The sequence below is a fragment of the Streptomyces sp. NPDC048383 genome, from assembly GCF_040651775.1.
In the GTDB taxonomy this organism is placed as follows: Bacteria; Actinomycetota; Actinomycetes; order Streptomycetales; family Streptomycetaceae; genus Streptomyces.
In genome coordinates this window covers 320,738-340,657 of the sequence record NZ_JBEZKS010000001.1, presented here as the reverse complement: position 1 = coordinate 340,657, position 19,920 = coordinate 320,738, and the positions used below count along the sequence as shown (strand labels likewise).

Below are 19,920 nucleotides of genomic sequence, written 5' to 3'. Positions count from 1 at the left end.
CTTGCGCCCGGGGGCGCGTCCTACCGGACGTGAGCAACTTATTCACCTTCGACGATGTGTCCGGCGACGGCGTGCCGGAGGAAACCCGCAGGCAGGGGCCCCTATGGCGGCACGCCCTGTGGGTGGCGGGGATCGCCGGCGGCGCGGTGGCGGCCGGTTGGATCGCGGCGGCCTTCCGGTTGGGGCCGGCGGAGTACGGGATTCCCAGCGCGGCCCCCGGCTCCCCGTGGGGCCTGCTCGCCTGGTGCCTCGGCGCCGGGCTGGTCGCCTGCGCGCCGCTGCGCGGTACGGCCGCGCGCATCCCCGTGTACGCGCCCGGCCGCGTCGGCTTCGTCCTCGTGTTCCTCGGCACCCGGCTGGCGCTCGGCTTCCGCCCCCCGGCGCCGCTCCTGGCCGCGGGAGCGGTCGCCGCGGTGGCGGTCGCCCTCGCCTGGTGCGTCGTGGCGGCGGTGACCCACCGCACGCACGGCCCCGACCGGACCTGACGCCGGACCTGACGCCGGGCCCGGGGCGGGGCCGTGCGGCCGCCGGGACCCCCGTACCCGGCGCCGCACTCCCGCAGCACCGATGGTCGACCCCGCCCGGCCACCCCCGCGAACCTTTCGGCGGTGCCCGAAGGCTGCGGGGCCCGAGGGCTCAGCCGCCGCTGCGCAGCAGGTCCACGCCGAGGACCGTCGCCGAGTGCAGCACGGCCCGGCCGTCGCGTTCCGTGGTGATCAGTCCGGCCGCGCGCAGCGTGCGGGTGTGCTCGGAGACCGACGGGAGGCTGATGGCGAGGTCCCGGGCCAGCTCACTGGTCGTACGCCGCTCCAGCAGCGACTGGAGGACGGCCGCCCGGGTCCGCCCGAGGAGGGCGTCCAGCGCGCCCCCGGCGGGGCCGGGCGCGGCCAGTGGCAGGGGGGTCAGCGCCGGGTACACCAGGACGTGCGAGCCGTCGGGGCGCCCGGCGAGCAGCGGCCGGCCCGTCCAGAACACGGAGGGCATGAGCACCAGGCCGCGCCCACCGAGCCGGACCTCGTAGTCGGGCGGCAGCCCCACCTCGAAGGCGGTGCCGGACCAGGCCGCCCGGAGGTGGACGCTCGCGAGGCAGGCCTTGATGCCGTGGCCGGCCAGCAGCCGGGTCCGCCAGGCGACGTCGGCGCGGAAGGACTGCCTGATCCGGGCCCACTGGGGGGCGAGCACCGTCGCGTGGGCGGCCCGCAGGGCCTCGTCCAGTACGTCCCAGGCCTCCCGGTCCTGCCTCCACAGCGCGCGCAGCCAGGAGGCGGGCCCGGGGGCCCGGGCGGCCGTCCGGGCCAGCTGGTCGGGGGTGAGGAACGGCGCGGCGTCCCGGACGGCCGCGAGGGCCTCCTCCAGGTCGGCGGCGTACGGCTCCACGAACGGCGGGTTGTCCCCGTCGGGGCGCAACAGGTCCAGCAGGGGCCGCGCCCCGGCGGGCAGCTCACGCGAGACACCGGCGCGCCAGCGGCCGAAGACGGCGGGCTGGTCGGTGCGCTGCCAGGCGACGAGCGCCAGCGCGAGTTCGACGAGCGGCAGCGGCTCGGGCGCGAAGGTGACGTCGAACAGGTCCTCGGCCGTGAAGTGCACCCTCAGCATCCGCCCGCCCCCGCCCCCGTCGCCGTCGGCCCCCGTCGGCCGGCTAGCCGTACATGCGGCGCATGGCGAAGTCGACCATCTGCTCGACCGCCTTCGCGTCGAACACCATCCGGTGGTCGCCCTCCATGTCGAGGACGAAGCCGTAGCCGGTGGGCAGCAGGTCGATCACCTCGGCGCCGGTGATCACGAAGTACTTGGACTCCTTGCCGGCGTACCGGCGCAGTTCCTTGAGCGAGGTGAACATCGGGATCACCGGCTGCTGCGTGTTGTGCAGGGCCAGGAACCCGGGGGTCTCGCCGCGCGGGCAGTAGACCTTCGAGGTGGCGAAGATCTGCTGGAAGTCCTCGGCGGACAGCGAGCCCGTGGTGAAGGCCCTGACCGCGTCCGCGAGGGAGGGTGGCGACGGCTCCGGGTACAGCGGCGCCTGCGCGTAGCCCTGCTGGGGCGGGGGCTGCTGCGCGTAGCCCTGCTGCTGGGCGCCCGGATTCTGGTCGTAGCCGTACATGCGGCCCACCCTATCGAGCGGCCGACCCCGTACCGGCGGGTACCGGCCACCGTCCCCGCCCCCGCCGGGCTATCCCCCCAGCACGCCCACGGCCCAGAGCAGGCCCAGGACGGCGATGACGGGTCCCAGGACCCGGAAGGCGACCGTGTTGGACCTCTCGAACCGGCGGCCCGCGCCGCTGCCCACCGTCGCGGCGAAGCGGGGCCCGGCCACGGCGAGCGCGATCCCGAAGAGCGCGACGAGGATTCCCACGACTGCCTGCATGTCTTGCCTCCCCTACGAGAGGAGGCGCCCCGGCCGGGGCGCCTCCATCGGACTTCGGCCGGTCCTTACCGGCGCTTCTTGGCGAACATGACACCGACGAAGATCATCACCAGCACGAAGCCGCCGATGAACACGTACGGCGTCCACGAGGGCCCGTCGGGCCGGTTGGTGGCGAGGAGCAGTATCGGGTCCATGTCTTCTTCCTTTTCCTGTCGGTGAGGTCGCTTCAGTGGATGGGGGGAGGGGGGTCGGTCAGAACGTGTACTTCGCGGTGGCCGAGCACTTGCCCGTGCTGCCGCCGGTACCGACGCCCTCCGAGCCGTCGGTCGCCACGGACAGCTCCGCCGGACCGAACCCGCAGGCGACCTCGCCCGTCAGGCCCTTGTCCGCCGACCCCGAGGCGAGGCTGGCATCGACGCTGGCGCCGGGGTTGCCGACACCGAGCGACAGGTACGGGTGGACGCTCCCGTCCTCGTTGACGGACACACCGGCCCCGCCGCACAGCCAGAAGCAGGCTTCCCCGCCCAGGTCCAGGGACAACAGCCCGCTGGGGTCGATGCGGTTGACCGGGTCGCCCTCGGCGTAGAGGTACGGGTTCTTCTCCTGGCCGCTGGGGTCGGGCGAGTTGAACCGGCCGAGGTTCGGGTCGTAGTACCGCGCCTGGAAGTGGTACAGGCCGGTCGGGTCCTGGTAGCCGCCAGCGAACCGGTACGGCTGCGGGACCTGCTCCGAGGTGGCGGCGCGCTGCACCCCGCGCGGGCTGTAGGAGTAGGTGTTGACCTTCGTACCGCTGCCGTCCGCCAGCGCGACGACGCTGCCCAGCGCGTCGGTCAGGTAGTAGTACGACTTGCCCCCGGTCGTCATGGAGTTCAAGGTGCCCCCGGGTTCCCGGTTGAATCCCGTGTCCACACCGGCCGTCGACTTCGCCGACAGACCCAGCGGCCCGTTGTGGAAGAAGGTGTCACCCAGCTTGATGCGCTCGCTCTGGTCCGTCGAGCCGTACTGGCCCGCGTACGTCTTGCCGCCCACCGTCACCGAGGTCATCTGCGAGTGGTCGGACCACTTCTCGGCGGTGCGGGTGCCTTCGGGGGTCGACGCCCCGGCGGTCTCGTTGCCGAGCTTGTCGTAGGACCAGTTGGCCGTCGAACCGTCCTTCGCGGTGATCTGCTGCGCGTCGTTGAGCGCGTACGTCGTCCCGCGCGGGCAGCCCTGGTCCACGCCCTGCGAGGTGAGGTTGCCGGCCAGGTCGTAGCAGTACTGCCAGGACGAGGTGAGCGCGGCGCCCTTCTCCTCCTTCGCGTAGGAGAAGCGTCCGGCGCCGTCGTAGGTGTACGTGGTCTTCAGGCCCGCGACGGCGTCGGTGCTGGTGCGGATCTTCCCGCCGTCCTTGACGCCGTTCCGGTAGGAGTACGACAGGTCGACCAGGGTGCCCTTCGGGGAGGTCGCCTTGATCTTCTCCGGCCGCCCGGACGTGTCCGGGGTGACCTCCTGGACCGTGCCGCCGGGGTAGAGGGTCTTCTTCCGGAAGTCGTTCTCGTTGTACTCGTACTTCGTGACCTTGCCGCTCGGGTCCTTCAGCTCCTTGAGCCCGTTGACCTCGTTCCAGGTGTAGTCGGTGGTGCCGGCCGGGTCCTGGTAGTAGTCGACGTTGCCCGCCGGGGTGTAGGCCAGCTTCGTCTGCGAGCCGTTCTGGAGCGTGCGGACCGTCTCGCGCGAGAGCGGGTCGAAGTCGTACTGCGTCACGCCGGTGCCGTCCGAGCGCTGCTTGAGGTTGCCGTCCCCGTCGTACTCGTACGTCACGGTGGCGTAGTTGGAGCTGTCGACCGTCTTGATCCGGTCGCGGTTGTCGTACGTGTAGGTCGTCTTGACCCCGCGGCCGTCCTGCACGGCCGTGGTCCGGCCCAGCGCGTCGTACGTGTAGGTGAGGACGCCCAGCGGCGCGGGCGGGGTGACGCGGTCCAGGTTGCCCTGGGCGTCGTAGCGGAACGACGTGGAGACCGACTTGCTGTCGCTCATCCTCGTCGTCGCCTTGCAGCGCTGGCCCTCGAAGCCGCCACAGGTGGGCGTGGCCGGGTTGTAGTCGAAGGACTGATTCCCGCCGCCCGTGCCGGTGACGGCGACGGACTTGGTGTTGCCCGCGGTGTCGTAGGTGTAGTCCGTCTTCTCGTCGTCCGCGCTGGTGGACGTCTTCGGCAGCTCGGTGCCGGCGATCGTCTGGAAGGCGGCGGAGGCGGTCGCGCCGGTGGGCAGCTTGGCCTTGACCGGGTTGTTGCGGCTGTCCCAGCCGTACTCCGTCACGTTGGCGCCCGTACCGCCGACGCCCAGTGCGTCGCTCGCGGTCTGCACGTTGCGGTTGGCGTCGAAGGTCTTGGACCGGGAGTGGTTCAGCGCGTCCGTGACCTTGGTGACCTGGCCGTCGCCGTCGTGCTCGTACTTCGTCGCGTACTGCTCCGGGTCGGTGACGGTGGTGGTCCCGGCATCGGAGGGGGACGCGGCGGAGTAGTCGTAGGTGTACGTCGGACCGGTGTGGCCGGATCCGTTCGTCTGCGTGGCGCGGAGCATGGAGCGGACGCGGTTCTCCGCGTCGTAGGTGAAGACCGTCACCCGGCCCTCGGGCGTGGTGATCTTCGTCAGACGGTTCGAGGAGTCGTAGCCGAACGAGGTCGCCTTGCCCTCGGTGTCGGCGGTACGGACGAGGTTGCCCGCCGCGTCGAGGTCGAAGACCGCGGTACGGCCGGTGTGGTCCTTGGCCTGCCACTGGGACGGGTTCGTCTTCAGCAGGTCGAGCCAGCGGCCGGAGCGGGTCTCGGTGAGCTTGAAGCCCTTGTGCTCGGAGCCCTCGTCGTGCTGGGTGACGGTGATCGTGCCGTTGTTGCGGTCGGTGACCTTGGTGAGGGTGCCGTTCGCGTCGTAGCCGTCCTTCGTCCCCGACTTGCGGTCGGTCAGGGTGTAGGTGCCGTCCGCGTTCTTCTTCAGGTCCTTCGAGTAACCCTTGGGCGTGGTGAAGGAGCCGTCGGCGTTCTTGTCGAAGGTGAGCGTGTCACCGGTCGCCGCGTAGAGCACGACCGAGTTGGAGAAGACGTGCAGGTAACGCTCGTACTCCTGCCACCAGCTGTCCGACACCTTGCCGTACGGGGAGTTCAGGGAGTTGTACGTCCGGGCCAGCCGTAGCGACTGGCCGACGCCCGCGACCTGGAAGTCGGTCGCGGCGAGCATCAGGTTGCCGTTGGAGTAGTTGATCCGGGCCACCAGGGAGTCGGTGATCCGGAAGTCGGAGATCTGGTGCCACGGCACCGCGCCCTGGCCCTCCGGAACGTAGACGAGCGGCGCCATCGCCGTGGCGGAACGGTTCTGCGGGGCCGGCGGCTCCTCCCCGGTGCGCGCCCGCTCCTCCTGGGCGGCGCGCCAGGCGGCCTCTTCGGGCGTGGGCGCGGCCTCGGCCTGGTTGGGCACCGGCACGGTCCGCCCGACCTGGACGGGCGGTACGTCGAGCCGGGGACCGGGCTTGCCCCACGCCGAGGTGGGGCCGGGGTCGACGGGTTCCGCGAGCGCGGGAGCTCCGGCGAGGGTGACCGCGAGAGCGGTCATGGCCGCGAGCGCGGCCGTACGGGACGATGTGCGGGCACGCCGAAGTGGCGTGCCGAAGGCACGTGAACGCATGGACTTTCCCCCGAAAGACGGGCCGGAGGCTCCAATGGCCCCCGGCGGCTCATACGTTCACACGCGCCCAGGCGGCAACAGCGGGCCGTGCCCCGAACAAACATCCGTACGCGGTGCGGAATCAGCCTTTCGCTTGCAGCGGGCGAAACGGGCATTCGGGATGCCCGGCCACCGGATTCACGCCACCGCAGGCCGGGCGACGAAACCCGGACAACGGAAAGTGGCCGAAACCCGCCCCTGGGGAACGGGTGGTTCCGGCCACATCAGCCCCTAGAAGCGCCCGTCCTTGACGGCCCCGACGAACGGAACCCAGGCGGCGGCACGGACGATCACGGCGGGGCCGGCGGGTCGCTTGGAGTCCCGGACGGGGACGAGTCCGATGAGCCCGTCGGCAACCTCGACGCATTCACCACCGGTCCCGTTGCTGTAGCTGCTCCTGCGCCAGCTCGCGGTACTCAAGTCAGACCCGCTGCTTGCCATTTCGGTAGTCCTCTGCCGCAGCGTCGAGAAGGGCCAGGGACGCCCCCGGCGGCAAGGCGGCGGCCCTCAGCAGATCGTAAGACCTGCGGTACTCCTTCACGAGGGCTGGAAAGTCGATGAGCTGCCCGCTGTGCAGGTTCTCCACGTAGACCACAGGAGGTGCGTCCGGAAAGGTCATCAGCCGCGCCATTCCCATCATGAGAGCGTGGCTGGTGGTGGTTTGCGGGACGATCTGCAAAATGGACCGCGTCCTGCGGATCACGGCTCCGATGTGCTCCAGAAGTGCGGCCATCCGGCACGTGGGCAGGACGGCACGGCGGATCACCGACTCGTCCAGGACGGCCCAGAATTCGGGCGGCCGTTCCTGGTCGAAGAGCTCGGCCCGCCCCAACCGGGCGACGACCAGCTTTTCGATCGCCGAATCGGTCGCACGGGGCATGGCGGCCCGGCTGATGGCCCGCGCGTAGTCCTCCGTTTGAAGCAGCCCCGGGACGAGCATCGGTGCCCAATCCTCAATGGTCTCCGCGAACGGCTCCATCTCCGCGACGTCCGCGAAGTACTCCGCGTGCCCAGACTGCTTCGCTTTGCGCGCGTCTTCACAGCGCCGTTGGAAAAAGCCGTCCGTCCCCAGCTTGGCGTCCGCGTGCTGAGCCAGATCCATCGGCATCCGACGTTCGCCCCGCTCGATCTGACTCAAGAACGGAACACCCCGGAAGCTGCCCTCGGCCAGCTGCTCCAGCGTGAACCCCGCCGATTCCCGTTTGTACCGAAGCTCGGCACCGTAGAACGACGGAACGTTCGCCGACGCGTCCGGATCCTTGCGAGCGGGCACAACCCACCACCACCGTTTGCCACTTGCCCAGCGCAACCTGAAACCCTTCCCACGCTACGCCGCCCGACCCCACTCTGTGAGGGCTTTGTCACACTCCGCACCGGAACGGAAGTCCCCCCATGAGCGACCACGCCAACGACCGCATCGCCATCGAGGCCCTCGCAGAGCTGCGGCTCGCCCTCGCGGAGCGGGGAATCACGCTGCCCTCCCTCGACCTGCACCTCCCCTCGTACGCCGGCGGCTACCGGACCCCGCCCCTGATCACCCTCGGCAACTGCAACGTCGCCACCGCCCGACTGCTGGCCGACGCCCTGGCCGCCGGCCGGTGAACGCGCTCACGATCCGGCTGCTCGCCGTCCCGAAGGCGGCCCCCCTGCTGCGGCACGCCGTCCGCGAGCACATCGGGGAAGCCGCCGGCTGCCCCGAGGCGGAACTCTGCGTCAGCGAGCTGCTGAGCAACGTGATCACCCACCTCGGCGAAGGCACCCCGGTCACCCTGCGCGTCAGCGTCCACGGCGGCGGGGCCGGTAACGGCAACGGGAACGGCAGGGCAACCCGTACGCGGGTCGAGCTCACCGACCCCGCCCCGCACGCGTGGCCCCTGCCGCGACAGGCCGGCGGAACCGAGGAGTCCGGGCGCGGGCTGGCCCTGCTGGACGCGGTGACCCTGCGATGGGGTGTGACGCGGGGCAGTGACACGAAGACCGTCTGGTGCGAGCTTTGACCCTGGTCACAGTCGCCGGAGAGGGGTTGCTCTTATTACCGACCGGTAGCATCATGTTGTTACCGAGTGGTATGCACGAGGAACCCGTCTCACCGAGCCTTAACGGAGCCGTCGCCATGGGGCACTACAAGTCGAATCTCCGCGACATCGAGTTCAACCTCTTCGAGGTGCTCGGACGCGACAAGCTGTACGGCACCGGCCCGTTCGGCGAGATGGACACCGACACCGCGCGGACCATCCTCAGCGAGATGACCAAGCTCTCCGAGAACGAGCTGGCCGCCTCCTTCGAGGACGCCGACCGCAACCCGCCGGTCTTCGACCCGACCACGAACACCGCGCCCGTCCCGGCGTCCTTCAAGAAGAGCTACAAGGCCTTCATGGACTCCGAGTACTGGCGTCTGGGCCTGCCCGAGGAGATCGGCGGCACCACCTCGCCCCGCTCCCTGATCTGGGCGTTCGCGGAGACGATCCTCGGCGCGAACCCGGCCGTGTGGATGTACTCCTCGGGCCCGGCGTTCGCCGGCATCCTCTTCGAGGAGGGCAACGCGGCGCAGAAGAAGGTCGCCGAGATCGCCGTCGAGAAGCGCTGGGGCTCCACGATGGTCCTCACCGAGCCGGACGCCGGTTCGGACGTCGGCGCGGGCCGCACCAAGGCCGTCGAGCAGGCGGACGGCTCCTGGCACATCGAGGGCGTGAAGCGCTTCATCACCTCCGGTGAGCACGACATGGAGGAGAACATCCTCCACTACGTCCTCGCCCGCCCCGAGGGCCACGGCCCGGGCACCAAGGGCCTGTCGCTCTTCCTCGTCCCGAAGTTCCACTTCGACTGGGAGACCGGCGAGCTGGGCGAGCGCAACGGCGTCTACGCCACCAACGTCGAGCACAAGATGGGCCTCAAGGCGTCCAACACGTGCGAGATGACCTTCGGCGACCAGCACCCCGCCAAGGGCTGGCTGATCGGTGACAAGCACGACGGCATCCGCCAGATGTTCATGATCATCGAGTTCGCCCGGATGATGGTCGGCACGAAGGCCATCGCCACCCTCTCCACCGGCTACCTCAACGCGCTGGAGTACGCCAAGGAGCGCGTGCAGGGCCCGGACCTGGCCAACTTCATGGACAAGACCGCGCCCAAGGTCACCATCACGCACCACCCCGACGTACGCCGCTCGCTCATGACGCAGAAGGCCTACGCCGAGGGCATGCGCGCCCTCGTGCTCTACACGGCCTCCGTGCAGGACGAGATCCAGTTCAAGCAGGCCGCCGGCGACGACGCCTCCGCCGAGATCGGCCTGAACGACCTGCTGCTGCCGATCGTCAAGGGCTACGGCTCGGAGAAGTCCTACGAGCAGCTCGCCCAGTCGCTGCAGACCTTCGGCGGTTCCGGTTACCTCCAGGAATACCCGATCGAGCAGTACATCCGCGACGCCAAGATCGACACCCTCTACGAGGGCACCACGGCGATCCAGGGTCAGGACTTCTTCTTCCGGAAGATCGTCCGCGACCAGGGCGCCTCGCTGAACGTCCTCTCCGAGACGATCAAGAAGTTCCTCGCCGAGGCCGTCGGCGGCGACGACCTGGCCCCCGCCCGCGACGCCCTCGCCAAGGCCGCCGTGGACCTCGAAGGCATCGTCGGCCAGATGATCGTCGACCTCACCGCCACCGGCGAGGACGTCAAGAACATCTACAAGGTCGGCCAGAACACCACCCGCCTGCTGATGGCCTCCGGTGACGTCGTCGTCGGATACCTGCTGCTCAAGGGCGCGGCCGTGGCCGCCGAGAAGCTCGCCGGCGCCTCCGCGAAGGACGTGCCCTTCTACCAGGGCAAGATCGCCGCCGCGAAGTTCTTCGCCGCCGAGGTGCTGCCGAACGTCTCCGTCCAGCGCCGGCTGGCCGAGCTCGTCGACAACTCCCTGATGGACCTCGACGAGGCCGCCTTCTAAGGCACCGCGCCCCGCCGACCAGCCGGTACGCCCCGCGCGTGCCAACAGTGGCCGGACCTCCCTGCCGGGGGTCCGGCCACTGTTGTCGGCGGTTCGTGGCACGCTCGTAGACATGAGCCCACAGGAGCAGCACAGCAGCAGGGGGTATTCCGTCCCCACCGGACGCCCGTATGCCCTCAAGGAGCTGCAGGCGAATGTGGGCGCCCTCGGCGACCGCGTCAAGGAGCTGTACGACGGCGCCCACCCCGCCGAGTACGAGCCCGTGGCCGACGCCCTCCACCTGGCCTTCCGGACGGCGGCCGGCCTCGCCCCCGCCAAGAGCTACACCGGGTGCCCCGAACACCCCAACGGCGCGCTCGACCCCGAGGCACCGGACGGCTGGGGCCGCTGCCTCATCTGCAACGACCGGCGCCGCCTCGGCCGCCGCATCCAGGGCGCCCGCGCGGCCGGACCGGCCGCCGGGGAACAGCGCCGGCTCGGCTACCCCGTGCCCGAGCCCCCGTACGACCTGGACGTCCTGCGCCACTACCTGCGCGTCGTCGACGAGCAGCGCTTCCACCTGACCCTCGGCTCGGCCGACCAGGACTTCGTGCGCATCGCGGACGACCTGCACCGCGCCTTCATCGTGGCCCGCGAACTCTCCCGCCCCCGCAACGCGTCGGGATGCTCCGAGCACCCCGGCGCGCCGATCGACCCCGATGCTCCTCCCGGCGAGGCCTGTATCTTCTGCGCCGGACGCAAGAGACGTGCGCAGCGCCCCGCGCAGACCCCCGAGATGCTCCCGCGCATCCGGCGGGGCGAGCGCAGGCAGTTGCAGCGCCGATTCGAGCGTCCGCCGGGCTGATCGCGAAGGGACCACGGGCCACACACCCCGCCGTCCTCGACCCTTCCGCTATCCGCCGCAGTCCGGCCAATGGCGAACACGACCGTCGTTAAGGTGAACCACATGACCTCTCCCGCCCGCTTCGACCGCGGACACACCGACGATCTGATGACCTTCCTGACGGCCAGTCCGTCGCCGTACCACGCCGTGGCCAACGCGGCCGAGCGGCTGGAGAAGGCGGGCTTCAGGCAGTTGTCGGAATCGGATGCCTGGGACTCGGGCACGGGTGGCAGGTTCGTACTCCGCGGCGGCGCACTCATCGCCTGGTACGTGCCCGAGGGCGCGGCGGCGCACACTCCCTTCCGGATCGTCGGCGCGCACACCGACTCCCCCAACCTGCGGGTCAAGCCGGTCCCGGACACCGGTTCGCAGGGCTGGCGGCAGGTCGCCGTCGAGATCTACGGCGGCACGCTGCTCAACACCTGGCTGGACCGCGACCTCGGCCTGGCGGGCCGGTTGACGCTGCGCGACGGCACGGAACGGCTCGTCAACATCGACCGCGCGCTGCTGCGCGTGCCCCAACTCGCCGTCCACCTCGACCGCTCGGTGAACACCGACGGCCTGAAGCTGGACAAGCAGCGCCACATGCAGCCGATCTGGGGTCTGGGCGACGCCCGCGAGGGCGACCTGATCGCCTTCCTCGAAGAGGAAGAGGGCCTGGAACAGGGCTCGGTGGCCGGCTGGGACCTGATGGTCCACTCGATCGAGCCGCCCGCCTACCTGGGCCGCGACCGCGAACTCCTCGCCGGACCGCGGATGGACAACCTGCTGTCGGTGCACGCGGGCGTCGCGGCGCTCGCCGCCGTCTCCACCGCCGACAAGCTCGACCACATCCCGGTGCTGGCCGCCTTCGACCACGAGGAGAACGGCTCGCAGTCGGACACCGGCGCCGACGGCCCGCTCCTGGGCAACGTGCTGGAACGTTCGGTCTTCTCGCGCGGCGGCAGCTACGAGGACCGGGCCCGCGCCTTCGCCGGCACCATCTGCCTGTCCTCCGACACCGGACACGCCGTCCACCCCAACTACGCGGAACGGCACGACCCTTCGCACCACCCGCGCGCCAACGGCGGCCCGATCCTGAAGGTCAACGTCAACCAGCGGTACGCGACCGACGGCAGCGGCCGCGCGGTGTTCGCCGGCGCCTGCGAGCGGGCCGGTGTGCCGTGGCAGACGTTCGTCTCCAACAACTCGATGCCGTGCGGCACGACGATCGGCCCGATCACCGCCGCCCGCCACGGCATCCAGACCGTCGACATCGGCGTGGCCATCCTGTCGATGCACAGCGCCCGCGAACTCTGCGGCGCCGACGACCCGTACCTCCTCGCGAACGCCCTGCTGTCCTTCTTGCGGGGCTGACGAACCGGCCGGTCGATCGAAACCCCCGCACCGCGCACAGCGGGGCGGGGGTTCCCGTGCTCGCGGTCCGCGCTACTCCGCGTCCAGGCCCGCGAGCACCAGGGGGAGGCGGGTCGCGGCGTTCGGGGCGAGGCGGACGGGGACGCCCCAGTCCTGCTGGTGGACGTGGCAGGCCGGGTACTCGTTCGCCGGGTCGTCGTCGCAGGACGCGGCCATCGCCGAGACGTGCAGCACGCCCTCGGGGACCTCGGGGTTCAGTTCCAGGTCGCGGAACAGGTCCGTGCCCCGGCCCTCGCCCGCGACCAGGAGTTCCGGCGGGGTCGAGGAGACCAGGAGCCGGGTCGAGGGACCGTAGCGGGTGTCGAGCTTCTGGCCGGCCGGGGCCTGGAAGACCACGTCGAGGCGCAGCGTGCCCGGGGCGACCTCGGTGGCGGCCCGCTGGGTGCGGTGGGCGACCGCGTCGACCCGTACGGCCTCCTCGGGCAGCCGCAGCCGGGTCAGCCGGTGCCGGGCGGACTCCACGACCACGATGTCCTCGCCGACCAGGACCGCGTCGCTGGGCTCGCGCAGGTCGGTGGCCGGCGTCGAGACCTGCCCCGTGGCGGGGTCGTAGCGGCGCAGCGCGTGGTTGTACGTGTCGCAGACGGCGACCGAGCCGTCCGGCAGGGCGGTGACGCCGAGCGGGTGCTGGAGCAGGGCCTGGGCGGCGTCGCCGTCGCGGTGGCCGAAGTCGAACAGGCCGCTGCCGACGGCGGTGACGATGGCGTACCCGTCGGCGGAGCCGTCCGGGTCGGCGGCCGGGGCCCGGACGTACCGCAGGGCGCTGGTCTCGGAGTCGGCGATCCACAGCCGGTCCCCGGCGGCCGCGAGCCCCGACGGCTGGGCGAACCAGGCCTCGGCAGCCGGACCGTCGACGAGGCCCTCGTTGGTGGTCCCGGCCGCGACCGCGACGGCGCCGGTCTCCGGGTCCCAGGTCCACAGCTGGTGCACGCCGGCCATGGCGATCCACACCTTGCCCTGCCACCAGGCGACGTCCCACGGCGAGGACAGGTCGACCTCCAGGGCCGGACCCGAGGTCGGCGAGCCCTGCCACCACTGGCGGCCCGTACCGGCGACGGTCTCGACGGCCCCGGTGACCGGGTCGAAGGTGCGCAGCGCGTGGTTGACGGTGTCGGCGACGACGACCCTGCCGTCGGGCAGCAGCGTCAGGCCCTGCGGTTCGCTGAAGCTCTCGGCGGTGAAGCCGCGCGACCCGCTGCCGACGCGGCGCACGACGCTCTCCCCGTCCGGGGCGAGCTCGACGAGCTGGTGCCGGGTGGAGTCCGACACCAGGAAGTTCCCCGAGGGCAGCAGCAGCGCCTTGCCGGGGAAGCGCAGGTCGGTCGCGACCGGCTCGGGCGCCACGTAGGGCCCGTCGCCGCGCCGCAGCGTCCCCTTGGCCTCGTGCTCGGCCTCCAGCTCCTCGACCAGCCGCTCGATGGCGTGGGCATGGCCCTCGCCGGCGTGCTGTGCGACGACGTACCCCTCGGGGTCGATGACGACGAGCGTGGGCCAGGCCCGCACGGCGTACTGCTTCCAGGTGGCCAGCTCGGGGTCGTCGAGCACCGGGTGGTGGACCCCGTACCGCTCGACGGCGTCGACGACGGCCGCGTGCTCGGCCTCGTGGACGAACTTCGGCGAGTGCACGCCGACGATGACGACGGTGTCCCGGTGCTTCTCCTCCAGCTCACGGAGCTCGTCGAGGACGTGGAGGCAGTTGATGCAGCAGAACGTCCAAAAATCGAGGATCAACACGCGACCCCGGAAGTCGGCGAGGGCGAGCTCTTTGCCGCCGGTGTTCAACCAGCCGCCCTTGCCGATCAGCTCGGGGGCACGGACACGGGCACGTCGGCGGGGCGCGGGCGCGGGGGTGGGCGCCGGGGCAGCATCGTTCATCCTTCAAGCTTGCCATCCGGTCGTGAAGCGCCCGTCACGGCCGTGCGAAGAGCGCCGTGAGGCCGGGGCCACCGCGTCGGCGGGTCCGATGCCAGGAAGGACTTCAGCGAGGCGACCAGGGACGTCACGAAGGCGTCGCGGGTGGGTTCCGGGAGGAGGTCCAGGGAGAGGTACGGGTTCAGATCCTCCAGTTCCACGAGGAGGAGTTCCCCGGAGGGGGCCCGGCAGGCGTCCACGCGTTGGATGCCGTGCGCGAGGGTGTTCCAGGCGATGAAGCGGCTCGCGAAGGCCAGGTCCTCGTCGGTGGCCGCGTAGGGGACGAGGTCCCAGCGGCGGGCCGGGTCGGGGGCGTACAGGGCGTATTGGAAGGCGTCGTCGACGTAGTAGAAGGACACCTCGTACGCGAAGTCGATGCGGGGCTGGATCAGCACCTCGCCCGCCGGGCCGCCCGGGTCGGCGGTGAAGGTGAGGCCGATGGAGTCGGCGCCCTGCTTGGGCTTGACCGCGTACACGGGCACCTCGGGCAGCAGGTGCAGGTCGGCGGGGTCGTCGACGGTCGGGATGACCGGGAAGCCGGCGGCGGTGAGGTCCAAGAGGTACTGCTTGCCGGCCATGTCGCCGCGCCCGACGAGCGGGTTGTAGACGCGGGTCCCGGTGGCGAGGGCGGCGGTCCGGAAGGCGTCGTAGGCCTCCTGGTAGTGCAGGACGGGCCCGCTGTTGCGGACCACGACGGCGTCGAAGCCGCCCATCAGGGACGCCGCGTCCAGCGGATGGCACAGGGCGAGGGGGAAGTGCTCGCGGAGCCGGGAGGTGAGGAACGTGTCCTCGTCGCCGTAGCGGCGGCCGCGGGCCGGGTACGCCAGGTCGGTCACGTAGAGAAGAGGCATGGCGGCAACCTATCGCGGGCACCGATGACCGCATGAAATACCTCGTACGGGACAAAGTGCTCGCGATCGGCGACGACTACTGGATCGAGGACGAGGGCGGCCGGCAGGCCTTCCTCGTCGACGGGAAGGCGCTGCGGCTGCGCGACACCCTGGAACTGAAGGACCCCGACGGGCGGATCCTGATCACCCTGCGGGAGAAGTTCTTCTCGCTGCGCGACGCGATGACGCTGGAGCGCGACGACCAGCGGCTCGCCGTCATCCGCCGCAAGCGGCTCTCGCTGCTGCGCCACCACCACCGCGTGACGCTGGTCGAAGGGACGGAGCTCGATGTCAGCGGCCGGATCGCGGAACGCGAGTTCAAGATCGAGTACGCGGGCGAGCTGCTCGCCCTGGTCTCGCGCCAGTGGTACCGGATCCGCGAGACGTACGCCGTCGACGTGATCCGGGAGGACGCGGACGCGGCCCTGCTGATCGCGGTCGCCGTGTGCGTGATCCGGATGTCCGAGCGGGAGGGGCAGGAAGGGCTGGACCAGCAGGAGGGGGACGACGACCGCGGGTCCCTCCGGGACGTCGCCCGGGCCGTCGTCGGCTGACCCGGGCGGGTGGGCCCCGCCCGGGCGCGGCGTCGGGGCGGGGCCTACGGAGCCCCCTCCGCGTGGTGGGCGCGCGCCGCGATGCGGCCCTGGGCGAAGGGGTCGGACTCCGGGGTGTAGGGCCCGCCGTGGGCCTCCAGGTGCTCGGTGATGCGCTGCCACTCCGCCACCACGGCCGGATCGGCGCCGGCCTCGCGGGCCGCCTCCAGGGCCTCGTGCGCCTCGTGGTGGGCCAGGCCGGTGGCCTCGGCGCACACCCCGTCCCGCGCCGCGCGCTCGGTGGGGGAGGGCTCGTGGGGTTCCCGCGCGGCCTCGACCGCCGCCGCCTGCCCCTCGGGCGCGCTCATCGCGCGCCGCCCGGGGCCCGGACGCCCAGTGCCCGGTCCTTCAGCGCCGGGAACTGCTCGCGGGTCTCGGCGACCTTCTTCGGGTCCAGGTCCACCGTGATGACGTCCTCGCCCGGCCCGGCCTCGGCCAGCACCTCGCCCCACGGGTCGACCACCAGGCTGTGCCCGGACTGCTCGACGCCCGCGTGCGTCCCGGCCAGCGCGCAGCCGAGGACGTACGCCTGGTCCTCCACCGCCCGCGCCCGGTTCAGCAGGGTCCAGTGGGACCGGCGGCGGGCGGGCCAGCCGGCGGCCACGACCATCGTCGTCGCGCCGGCGTCGACCAGGCCCCGGAACAGCTCGGGGAAGCGCAGGTCGTAGCAGGTGGAGATGCCGAGGGTCTGCTCCGGCAGGGTCACCGTCGTCAGGGAGTCGCCCGCCGACATCAGGACGGCCTCGCCCTGGTCGAAGCCGAAGCGGTGGATCTTGCGGTAGGTCGCGGCCAGCTCGCCCTTCGGGGAGAGGGTGAGGGCGGTGTTGTAGAGGGAGCCGTCGCCCGCGCGCTCCACGATCGAGCCGGCGTGCAGCCAGACGCCGGCGTCCCGGGCCGCGTCGGCCATGGACTCGTAGGTGGGGCCGTCCAACGGCTCGGCCTCGGTCTCGAACTGCTCGTAGGCGAAGGCGCCGACGGTCCACAGTTCGGGCAGCACGACGAGATCGGAATCGCTCTGATCCCGTACGAGTTCGGCCACGCGGGAGCGCCGGGAGGCCACCGACTCCCCGTCGTTCACCGCGATTTGGATCAGCGAAGCGCGCACAGTACCACCGTCCTGGCTTGTCAGCCGTCGACTCGGGCCTACGATCGTCACACGAAAGCACTGCCGGGGTGCTCACCGGCAGCGTACTTTTGGGCACAGTCCACAACGCGCCACTGAACAGCACGCGAGGGGTCCCGTTGACCGTCCATCCCAGCCTCCAGCCCTATGCCGACGCGTGGACCCATTCCATCGAGGCGATATCCGAGCTGGTCCTCCCTCTGCCCGAGCGCGACTGGAACCGGGCGACTCCCTGCCCCGGCTGGTCCGTTCGTGACGTTGTGTCACACATCATCGGCATCGAGTGCGAGCAGCTCGGAGATCCCCGCCCGATCCACACGCTGCCGCGTGATCTGCGGCACGTGGTGGACGAGTTCACCCGCTACATGGAAGTGCAGGTGGACGTACGCCGCCACCACACCGCTCCGGAGATGACCTCGGAGCTGGAGTACACCGTCATCCGGCGCTCGCGCCAGCTGCGCAACGAGAAGCGGGATCCGGCCACGATGGTGCGGGGGCCGCTCGGCGTGCAGGTGACGCTGGAGCAGGCGCTGCGGCTGCGCGCCTTCGACGTGTGGATCCACGAGCAGGACCTGAGGGCGGCGCTGGGCGTGCCGGGGAACTGGGACTCCCCCGGCGCGTACGTGGCGCAGGACATGTTGCTGGCCGGCCTGCCGAAGGCGATCGCCAAGGGCGCGGGCGCGCCGGCGAACTCGGCGGTGGTCATCGACGTGCACGGCCCGCTGGAGTTCATGCGGACCGTACGGGTGGACGCGGCGGGTCGGGGGACCCTGGACGAGTCCCCCTCGCTGGGCCCGGCCGTGACGCTGACCCTGGACTGGGAGACGTACGTACGCCTCGCCGCCGGCCGGGTGCGACCGCGCACGGTCGCCGACCGGGTGAAGGCGGAGGGCGATCAGGAGCTGGCCGCGGCCATCCTGGCGGCGTTCGCCGTGACGCCGTAGCGCGGGGGCGCGGTAGCGCGGGGGCGCCGTAGCGCGGGGGTGTCGTAGCGCCTCAGACGCCCGCCGGGTCCGTGGCGGCCACGGCGGTCCGCGCGGACGGCACGGCCGCCGGGACGCGGGAGCGTTCCCGGGCGAGCGCGCGGCCCCGCAGCCGCAGGATCTGGCTGGTGCCCAGCATTTGGAGGACGAAGACCGAGGAAAGGGCGATCCGGTAGTCGTCCCCGGTGGCGTCGAGCAGCACGCCCACCGCGAGCAGGGTGGTCATCGACGCGAGGAAGCCGCCCATGTTGGTGATGCCGGACGCGGTGCCCTGCCGCTCCGCCGGGTTGGCGGGCCGGGCGAAGTCGAAGCCGATCATCGAGGCCGGACCGCAGGTGCCGAGCACCACGCACAGGGTGACCAGGAGCCACATCGGGGCCCGCTCCCCCGGGTGGAGGAGGATGGCGGCCCACAGCGCGGCGGTCACGCCGACGGTCGTGAGGGCCAGCGGGATCCGCGCCCCCTGCCGGCGGCCGACGACCTGCCCGTAGACCAGCCCGAAGGCCATGTTCGAGGCGACGATCAGGGTCAGCAGCCCGCCGGCGGCGGTCCGGGACAGCCCCTGCGCCTCGACCAGGAACGGCATCCCCCACAGCAGCAGGAACACCATCGCCGGGAACTGGGTCGTGAAGTGCACCCACAGCCCGAGCCTCGTGCCGGGCTCCCGCCAGGAATCGGCGATCTGCCGCCGGACGAACCCGCCGCCCGCCCCGGCTCCCCCGGCGGACGGGCTCCCGTACCCCTCGGGCTGGTCCCGCAGGAACAGCACGAGCGGCACCAGCACCACCAGCCCGGCGACGGCGCTGCCCGCGAAGGCGGGCACCCAGCCGACGCCGTGCAGGACGGGCGCCAGCACCAGCGTGGAGACGAGGTTGCCCGCCATCCCCACCAGCCCGGCCAGCTGGGCCATCAGCGGCGCCCGCCGGGCCGGGAACCACCGGGTGCCGAGGCGCAGGACGGAGATGAAGGTCATGGCGTCGCCACAGCCCAGCAGGGCACGGGCGGCCAGCGCCATCCCGTACGACGGCGACAGGGCGAAGCCGAGCTGCCCGGCGGTGAACAGGACGGCGCCCAGCGTGAGCACCTTCTTGGTGCCGAGCCGGTCCACCATCAGGCCGACGGGTATCTGCATCCCCGCGTAGACCAGCAGCTGGAGCAACGAGAAGGTGGCCAGCGCGGAGGCGTTGACCTGGAAGCGGTCGGCGGCGTCGAGTCCGGCCACGCCGAGGCTGGTCCGGAAGATGACGGCGACGAAGTAGACGGCGACGCCGATCGACCAGATGAGGACGGCCTCCCGCCCGCCCGGCGGGTCCTTGGGGACGGGCCCCGACGAGCCCCGCGCGCTGCCGGCGGCGCTCATCGGCCCGCCCTCCGCACCAGCGCCTCGACCCGCCCGATGTGCCCGCGCACGGCGGCGGCGGCCGCCTCCGCGTCCCCGGCGCGCAGCGCGTCCAGGATCTCGGCGTGCTCGGCGAGCGTCGGGTCCATCCGGTCGGGGTGGGCGTGCAGCAGGGCGACGCCCATCCGCAGCTGCCGGTCGCGGAGCTGGTCGTAGAGGCGGGAGAGGATCGCGTTGCCGGCGTGGCGCACGATCTCGGCGTGGAAGGCCCGGTCGGCGGCCATCGCGGCGGCGGTGTCGCCGGCGGCGGCCTGCCGCCGCTGCTCGGCGAGCAGGGCGGCGAGGCGCTCCAGCAGGGCGGGCGGGGCGGGCACGGCCCTGCGTACGGTGAACTCCTCGACCAGCAGCCGGGTTTCGATCACGTCGGCGATCTCCTGCGCGGAGACCGGCAGCACCAGCGCGCCCTTCTTCGGGTACAGCTTCAGCAGGCCCTCGGTCTCCAGCCGCAGCAGCGCCTCGCGCACCGGCGTGCGGGACACCCCGACGGCCTCGGCGACCTCGCCCTCGGTGAGCAGCACCCCGCCCTCGTAGCGGCGCTCCAGCACGCCCTGCTTGACGTGGTGGTAGACGCGGTCGGCCGCGGTGACGGTGGCCCGGGCGGGGGAGTCGGTTGGCATGGGCACAGCTTAGATACAACAGAGGTGCAAGCGGCGGACCGTCCGGGATGTGGACGCGGCCCGCCCGCGGCTGCATCGAAGGATGTACCGGCCGTTCGTCC

General features: G+C 71.7%; 21 protein-coding genes. 8 read left to right on the top strand and 13 right to left on the bottom strand.

The window, feature by feature from the left end:
- Positions 1–29: 29 nt before the first annotated feature.
- The gene (locus tag AB0D46_RS01630) at positions 30–485 is read left to right on the top strand and encodes a hypothetical protein (RefSeq protein WP_362875228.1); all 456 of its coding nucleotides are present in this window, start codon (positions 30–32) and stop codon (positions 483–485) included.
- A gap of 151 nt (positions 486–636) precedes the next feature.
- On the opposite strand, the gene AB0D46_RS01625 is transcribed toward AB0D46_RS01630, so the two are convergent.
- The 7 genes from AB0D46_RS01625 to AB0D46_RS01595 all read right to left on the bottom strand — a co-directional run bounded on the left by AB0D46_RS01625 (position 637) and on the right by AB0D46_RS01595 (position 7,337).
- Positions 637–1,596 carry a winged helix-turn-helix domain-containing protein gene (locus tag AB0D46_RS01625; protein ID WP_362875227.1) on the bottom strand — a complete coding sequence of 320 codons (960 nt, stop codon included), beginning with the start codon at positions 1,594–1,596 and terminating at the stop codon, positions 637–639.
- A 43-nt stretch (positions 1,597–1,639) separates the two neighbouring features.
- Positions 1,640–2,101: an SseB family protein gene (locus tag AB0D46_RS01620; RefSeq protein ID WP_362875226.1), complete on the bottom strand. Its 462-nt coding sequence runs from the start codon at positions 2,099–2,101 to the stop codon at positions 1,640–1,642.
- A gap of 69 nt (positions 2,102–2,170) precedes the next feature.
- On the bottom strand, positions 2,171–2,365 hold the full coding sequence (locus AB0D46_RS01615; RefSeq protein ID WP_362875225.1) for a hypothetical protein: 195 nt from the start codon (positions 2,363–2,365) through the stop codon (positions 2,171–2,173).
- Positions 2,366–2,430: 65 nt separating this feature from the next.
- Positions 2,431–2,559 carry a hypothetical protein gene (locus tag AB0D46_RS01610; protein WP_362875224.1) on the bottom strand — a complete coding sequence of 43 codons (129 nt, stop codon included), beginning with the start codon at positions 2,557–2,559 and terminating at the stop codon, positions 2,431–2,433.
- Positions 2,560–2,617: 58 nt separating this feature from the next.
- Positions 2,618–5,953 (bottom strand): RHS repeat-associated core domain-containing protein, encoded by a 3,336-nt coding sequence (locus tag AB0D46_RS01605; RefSeq protein ID WP_362875223.1) that lies wholly within the window; start codon positions 5,951–5,953, stop codon positions 2,618–2,620.
- 342 nt (positions 5,954–6,295) lie between these two features.
- Complete coding sequence (locus AB0D46_RS01600; protein ID WP_362875222.1) at positions 6,296–6,505, bottom strand: DUF397 domain-containing protein; 210 nt, start codon at positions 6,503–6,505, stop codon at positions 6,296–6,298.
- Positions 6,486–7,337, bottom strand: coding sequence for a helix-turn-helix transcriptional regulator (locus tag AB0D46_RS01595; RefSeq protein WP_362875221.1), 852 nt, complete (start codon positions 7,335–7,337; stop codon positions 6,486–6,488). The genes AB0D46_RS01600 and AB0D46_RS01595 overlap by 20 nt, the downstream gene beginning before the upstream one ends.
- 119 nt (positions 7,338–7,456) lie before the next feature.
- On the opposite strand from AB0D46_RS01595, the gene AB0D46_RS01590 reads away from it, so the two are divergent.
- From AB0D46_RS01590 to AB0D46_RS01570, 5 genes are all read left to right on the top strand, one after another.
- Entirely contained in the window at positions 7,457–7,666 is a 210-nt protein-coding gene (locus tag AB0D46_RS01590) for a hypothetical protein (RefSeq protein ID WP_362875220.1), read from the top strand.
- Positions 7,663–8,061 (top strand): ATP-binding protein, encoded by a 399-nt coding sequence (locus AB0D46_RS01585; RefSeq protein ID WP_362875219.1) that lies wholly within the window; start codon positions 7,663–7,665, stop codon positions 8,059–8,061. Before AB0D46_RS01590 ends, AB0D46_RS01585 begins: the two co-directional genes overlap by 4 nt.
- Before the next feature lie 116 nt (positions 8,062–8,177).
- The gene (locus tag AB0D46_RS01580) at positions 8,178–10,004 is read left to right on the top strand and encodes an acyl-CoA dehydrogenase (RefSeq protein WP_362875218.1); all 1,827 of its coding nucleotides are present in this window, start codon (positions 8,178–8,180) and stop codon (positions 10,002–10,004) included.
- Between the two features lie 112 nt (positions 10,005–10,116).
- Entirely contained in the window at positions 10,117–10,848 is a 732-nt protein-coding gene (locus AB0D46_RS01575; protein ID WP_362875217.1) for a hypothetical protein, read from the top strand.
- A 102-nt stretch (positions 10,849–10,950) separates the two neighbouring features.
- Complete coding sequence (locus AB0D46_RS01570) at positions 10,951–12,243, top strand: M18 family aminopeptidase (protein ID WP_362875216.1); 1,293 nt, start codon at positions 10,951–10,953, stop codon at positions 12,241–12,243.
- A gap of 72 nt (positions 12,244–12,315) precedes the next feature.
- Here the strand turns inward: AB0D46_RS01570 and AB0D46_RS01565 are convergent, their stop codons facing one another.
- Entirely contained in the window at positions 12,316–14,178 is a 1,863-nt protein-coding gene (locus tag AB0D46_RS01565; protein WP_362875215.1) for an NHL domain-containing thioredoxin family protein, read from the bottom strand.
- Positions 14,175–15,065: a hypothetical protein gene (locus tag AB0D46_RS01560; protein WP_362875214.1), complete on the bottom strand. Its 891-nt coding sequence runs from the start codon at positions 15,063–15,065 to the stop codon at positions 14,175–14,177. Before AB0D46_RS01560 ends, AB0D46_RS01565 begins: the two co-directional genes overlap by 4 nt.
- Before the next feature lie 32 nt (positions 15,066–15,097).
- On the opposite strand from AB0D46_RS01560, the gene AB0D46_RS01555 reads away from it, so the two are divergent.
- The gene (locus AB0D46_RS01555; protein WP_362875213.1) at positions 15,098–15,658 is read left to right on the top strand and encodes an LURP-one-related family protein; all 561 of its coding nucleotides are present in this window, start codon (positions 15,098–15,100) and stop codon (positions 15,656–15,658) included.
- 44 nt (positions 15,659–15,702) lie between these two features.
- On the opposite strand, the gene AB0D46_RS01550 is transcribed toward AB0D46_RS01555, so the two are convergent.
- Positions 15,703–16,005, bottom strand: a complete 303-nt coding sequence (locus tag AB0D46_RS01550; RefSeq protein WP_362875212.1) for a hypothetical protein — start codon at positions 16,003–16,005, stop codon at positions 15,703–15,705.
- The gene (locus AB0D46_RS01545; RefSeq protein WP_362875211.1) at positions 16,002–16,802 is read right to left on the bottom strand and encodes a carbon-nitrogen family hydrolase; all 801 of its coding nucleotides are present in this window, start codon (positions 16,800–16,802) and stop codon (positions 16,002–16,004) included. Before AB0D46_RS01545 ends, AB0D46_RS01550 begins: the two co-directional genes overlap by 4 nt.
- Before the next feature lie 137 nt (positions 16,803–16,939).
- Between AB0D46_RS01545 and AB0D46_RS01540 the strand changes: the two genes are divergently transcribed.
- Complete coding sequence (locus tag AB0D46_RS01540; protein WP_362875210.1) at positions 16,940–17,764, top strand: maleylpyruvate isomerase family mycothiol-dependent enzyme; 825 nt, start codon at positions 16,940–16,942, stop codon at positions 17,762–17,764.
- Between the two features lie 52 nt (positions 17,765–17,816).
- Here AB0D46_RS01540 and AB0D46_RS01535 read toward each other — a convergent pair whose 3' ends face one another.
- Together AB0D46_RS01535 and AB0D46_RS01530 are read right to left on the bottom strand one after the other, a co-directional pair.
- Positions 17,817–19,163, bottom strand: coding sequence for an MFS transporter (locus AB0D46_RS01535; protein ID WP_362875209.1), 1,347 nt, complete (start codon positions 19,161–19,163; stop codon positions 17,817–17,819).
- Positions 19,160–19,819 carry a GntR family transcriptional regulator gene (locus AB0D46_RS01530; protein WP_362875208.1) on the bottom strand — a complete coding sequence of 220 codons (660 nt, stop codon included), beginning with the start codon at positions 19,817–19,819 and terminating at the stop codon, positions 19,160–19,162. The genes AB0D46_RS01535 and AB0D46_RS01530 overlap by 4 nt, the downstream gene beginning before the upstream one ends.
- Positions 19,820–19,920 lie beyond the last annotated feature (101 nt).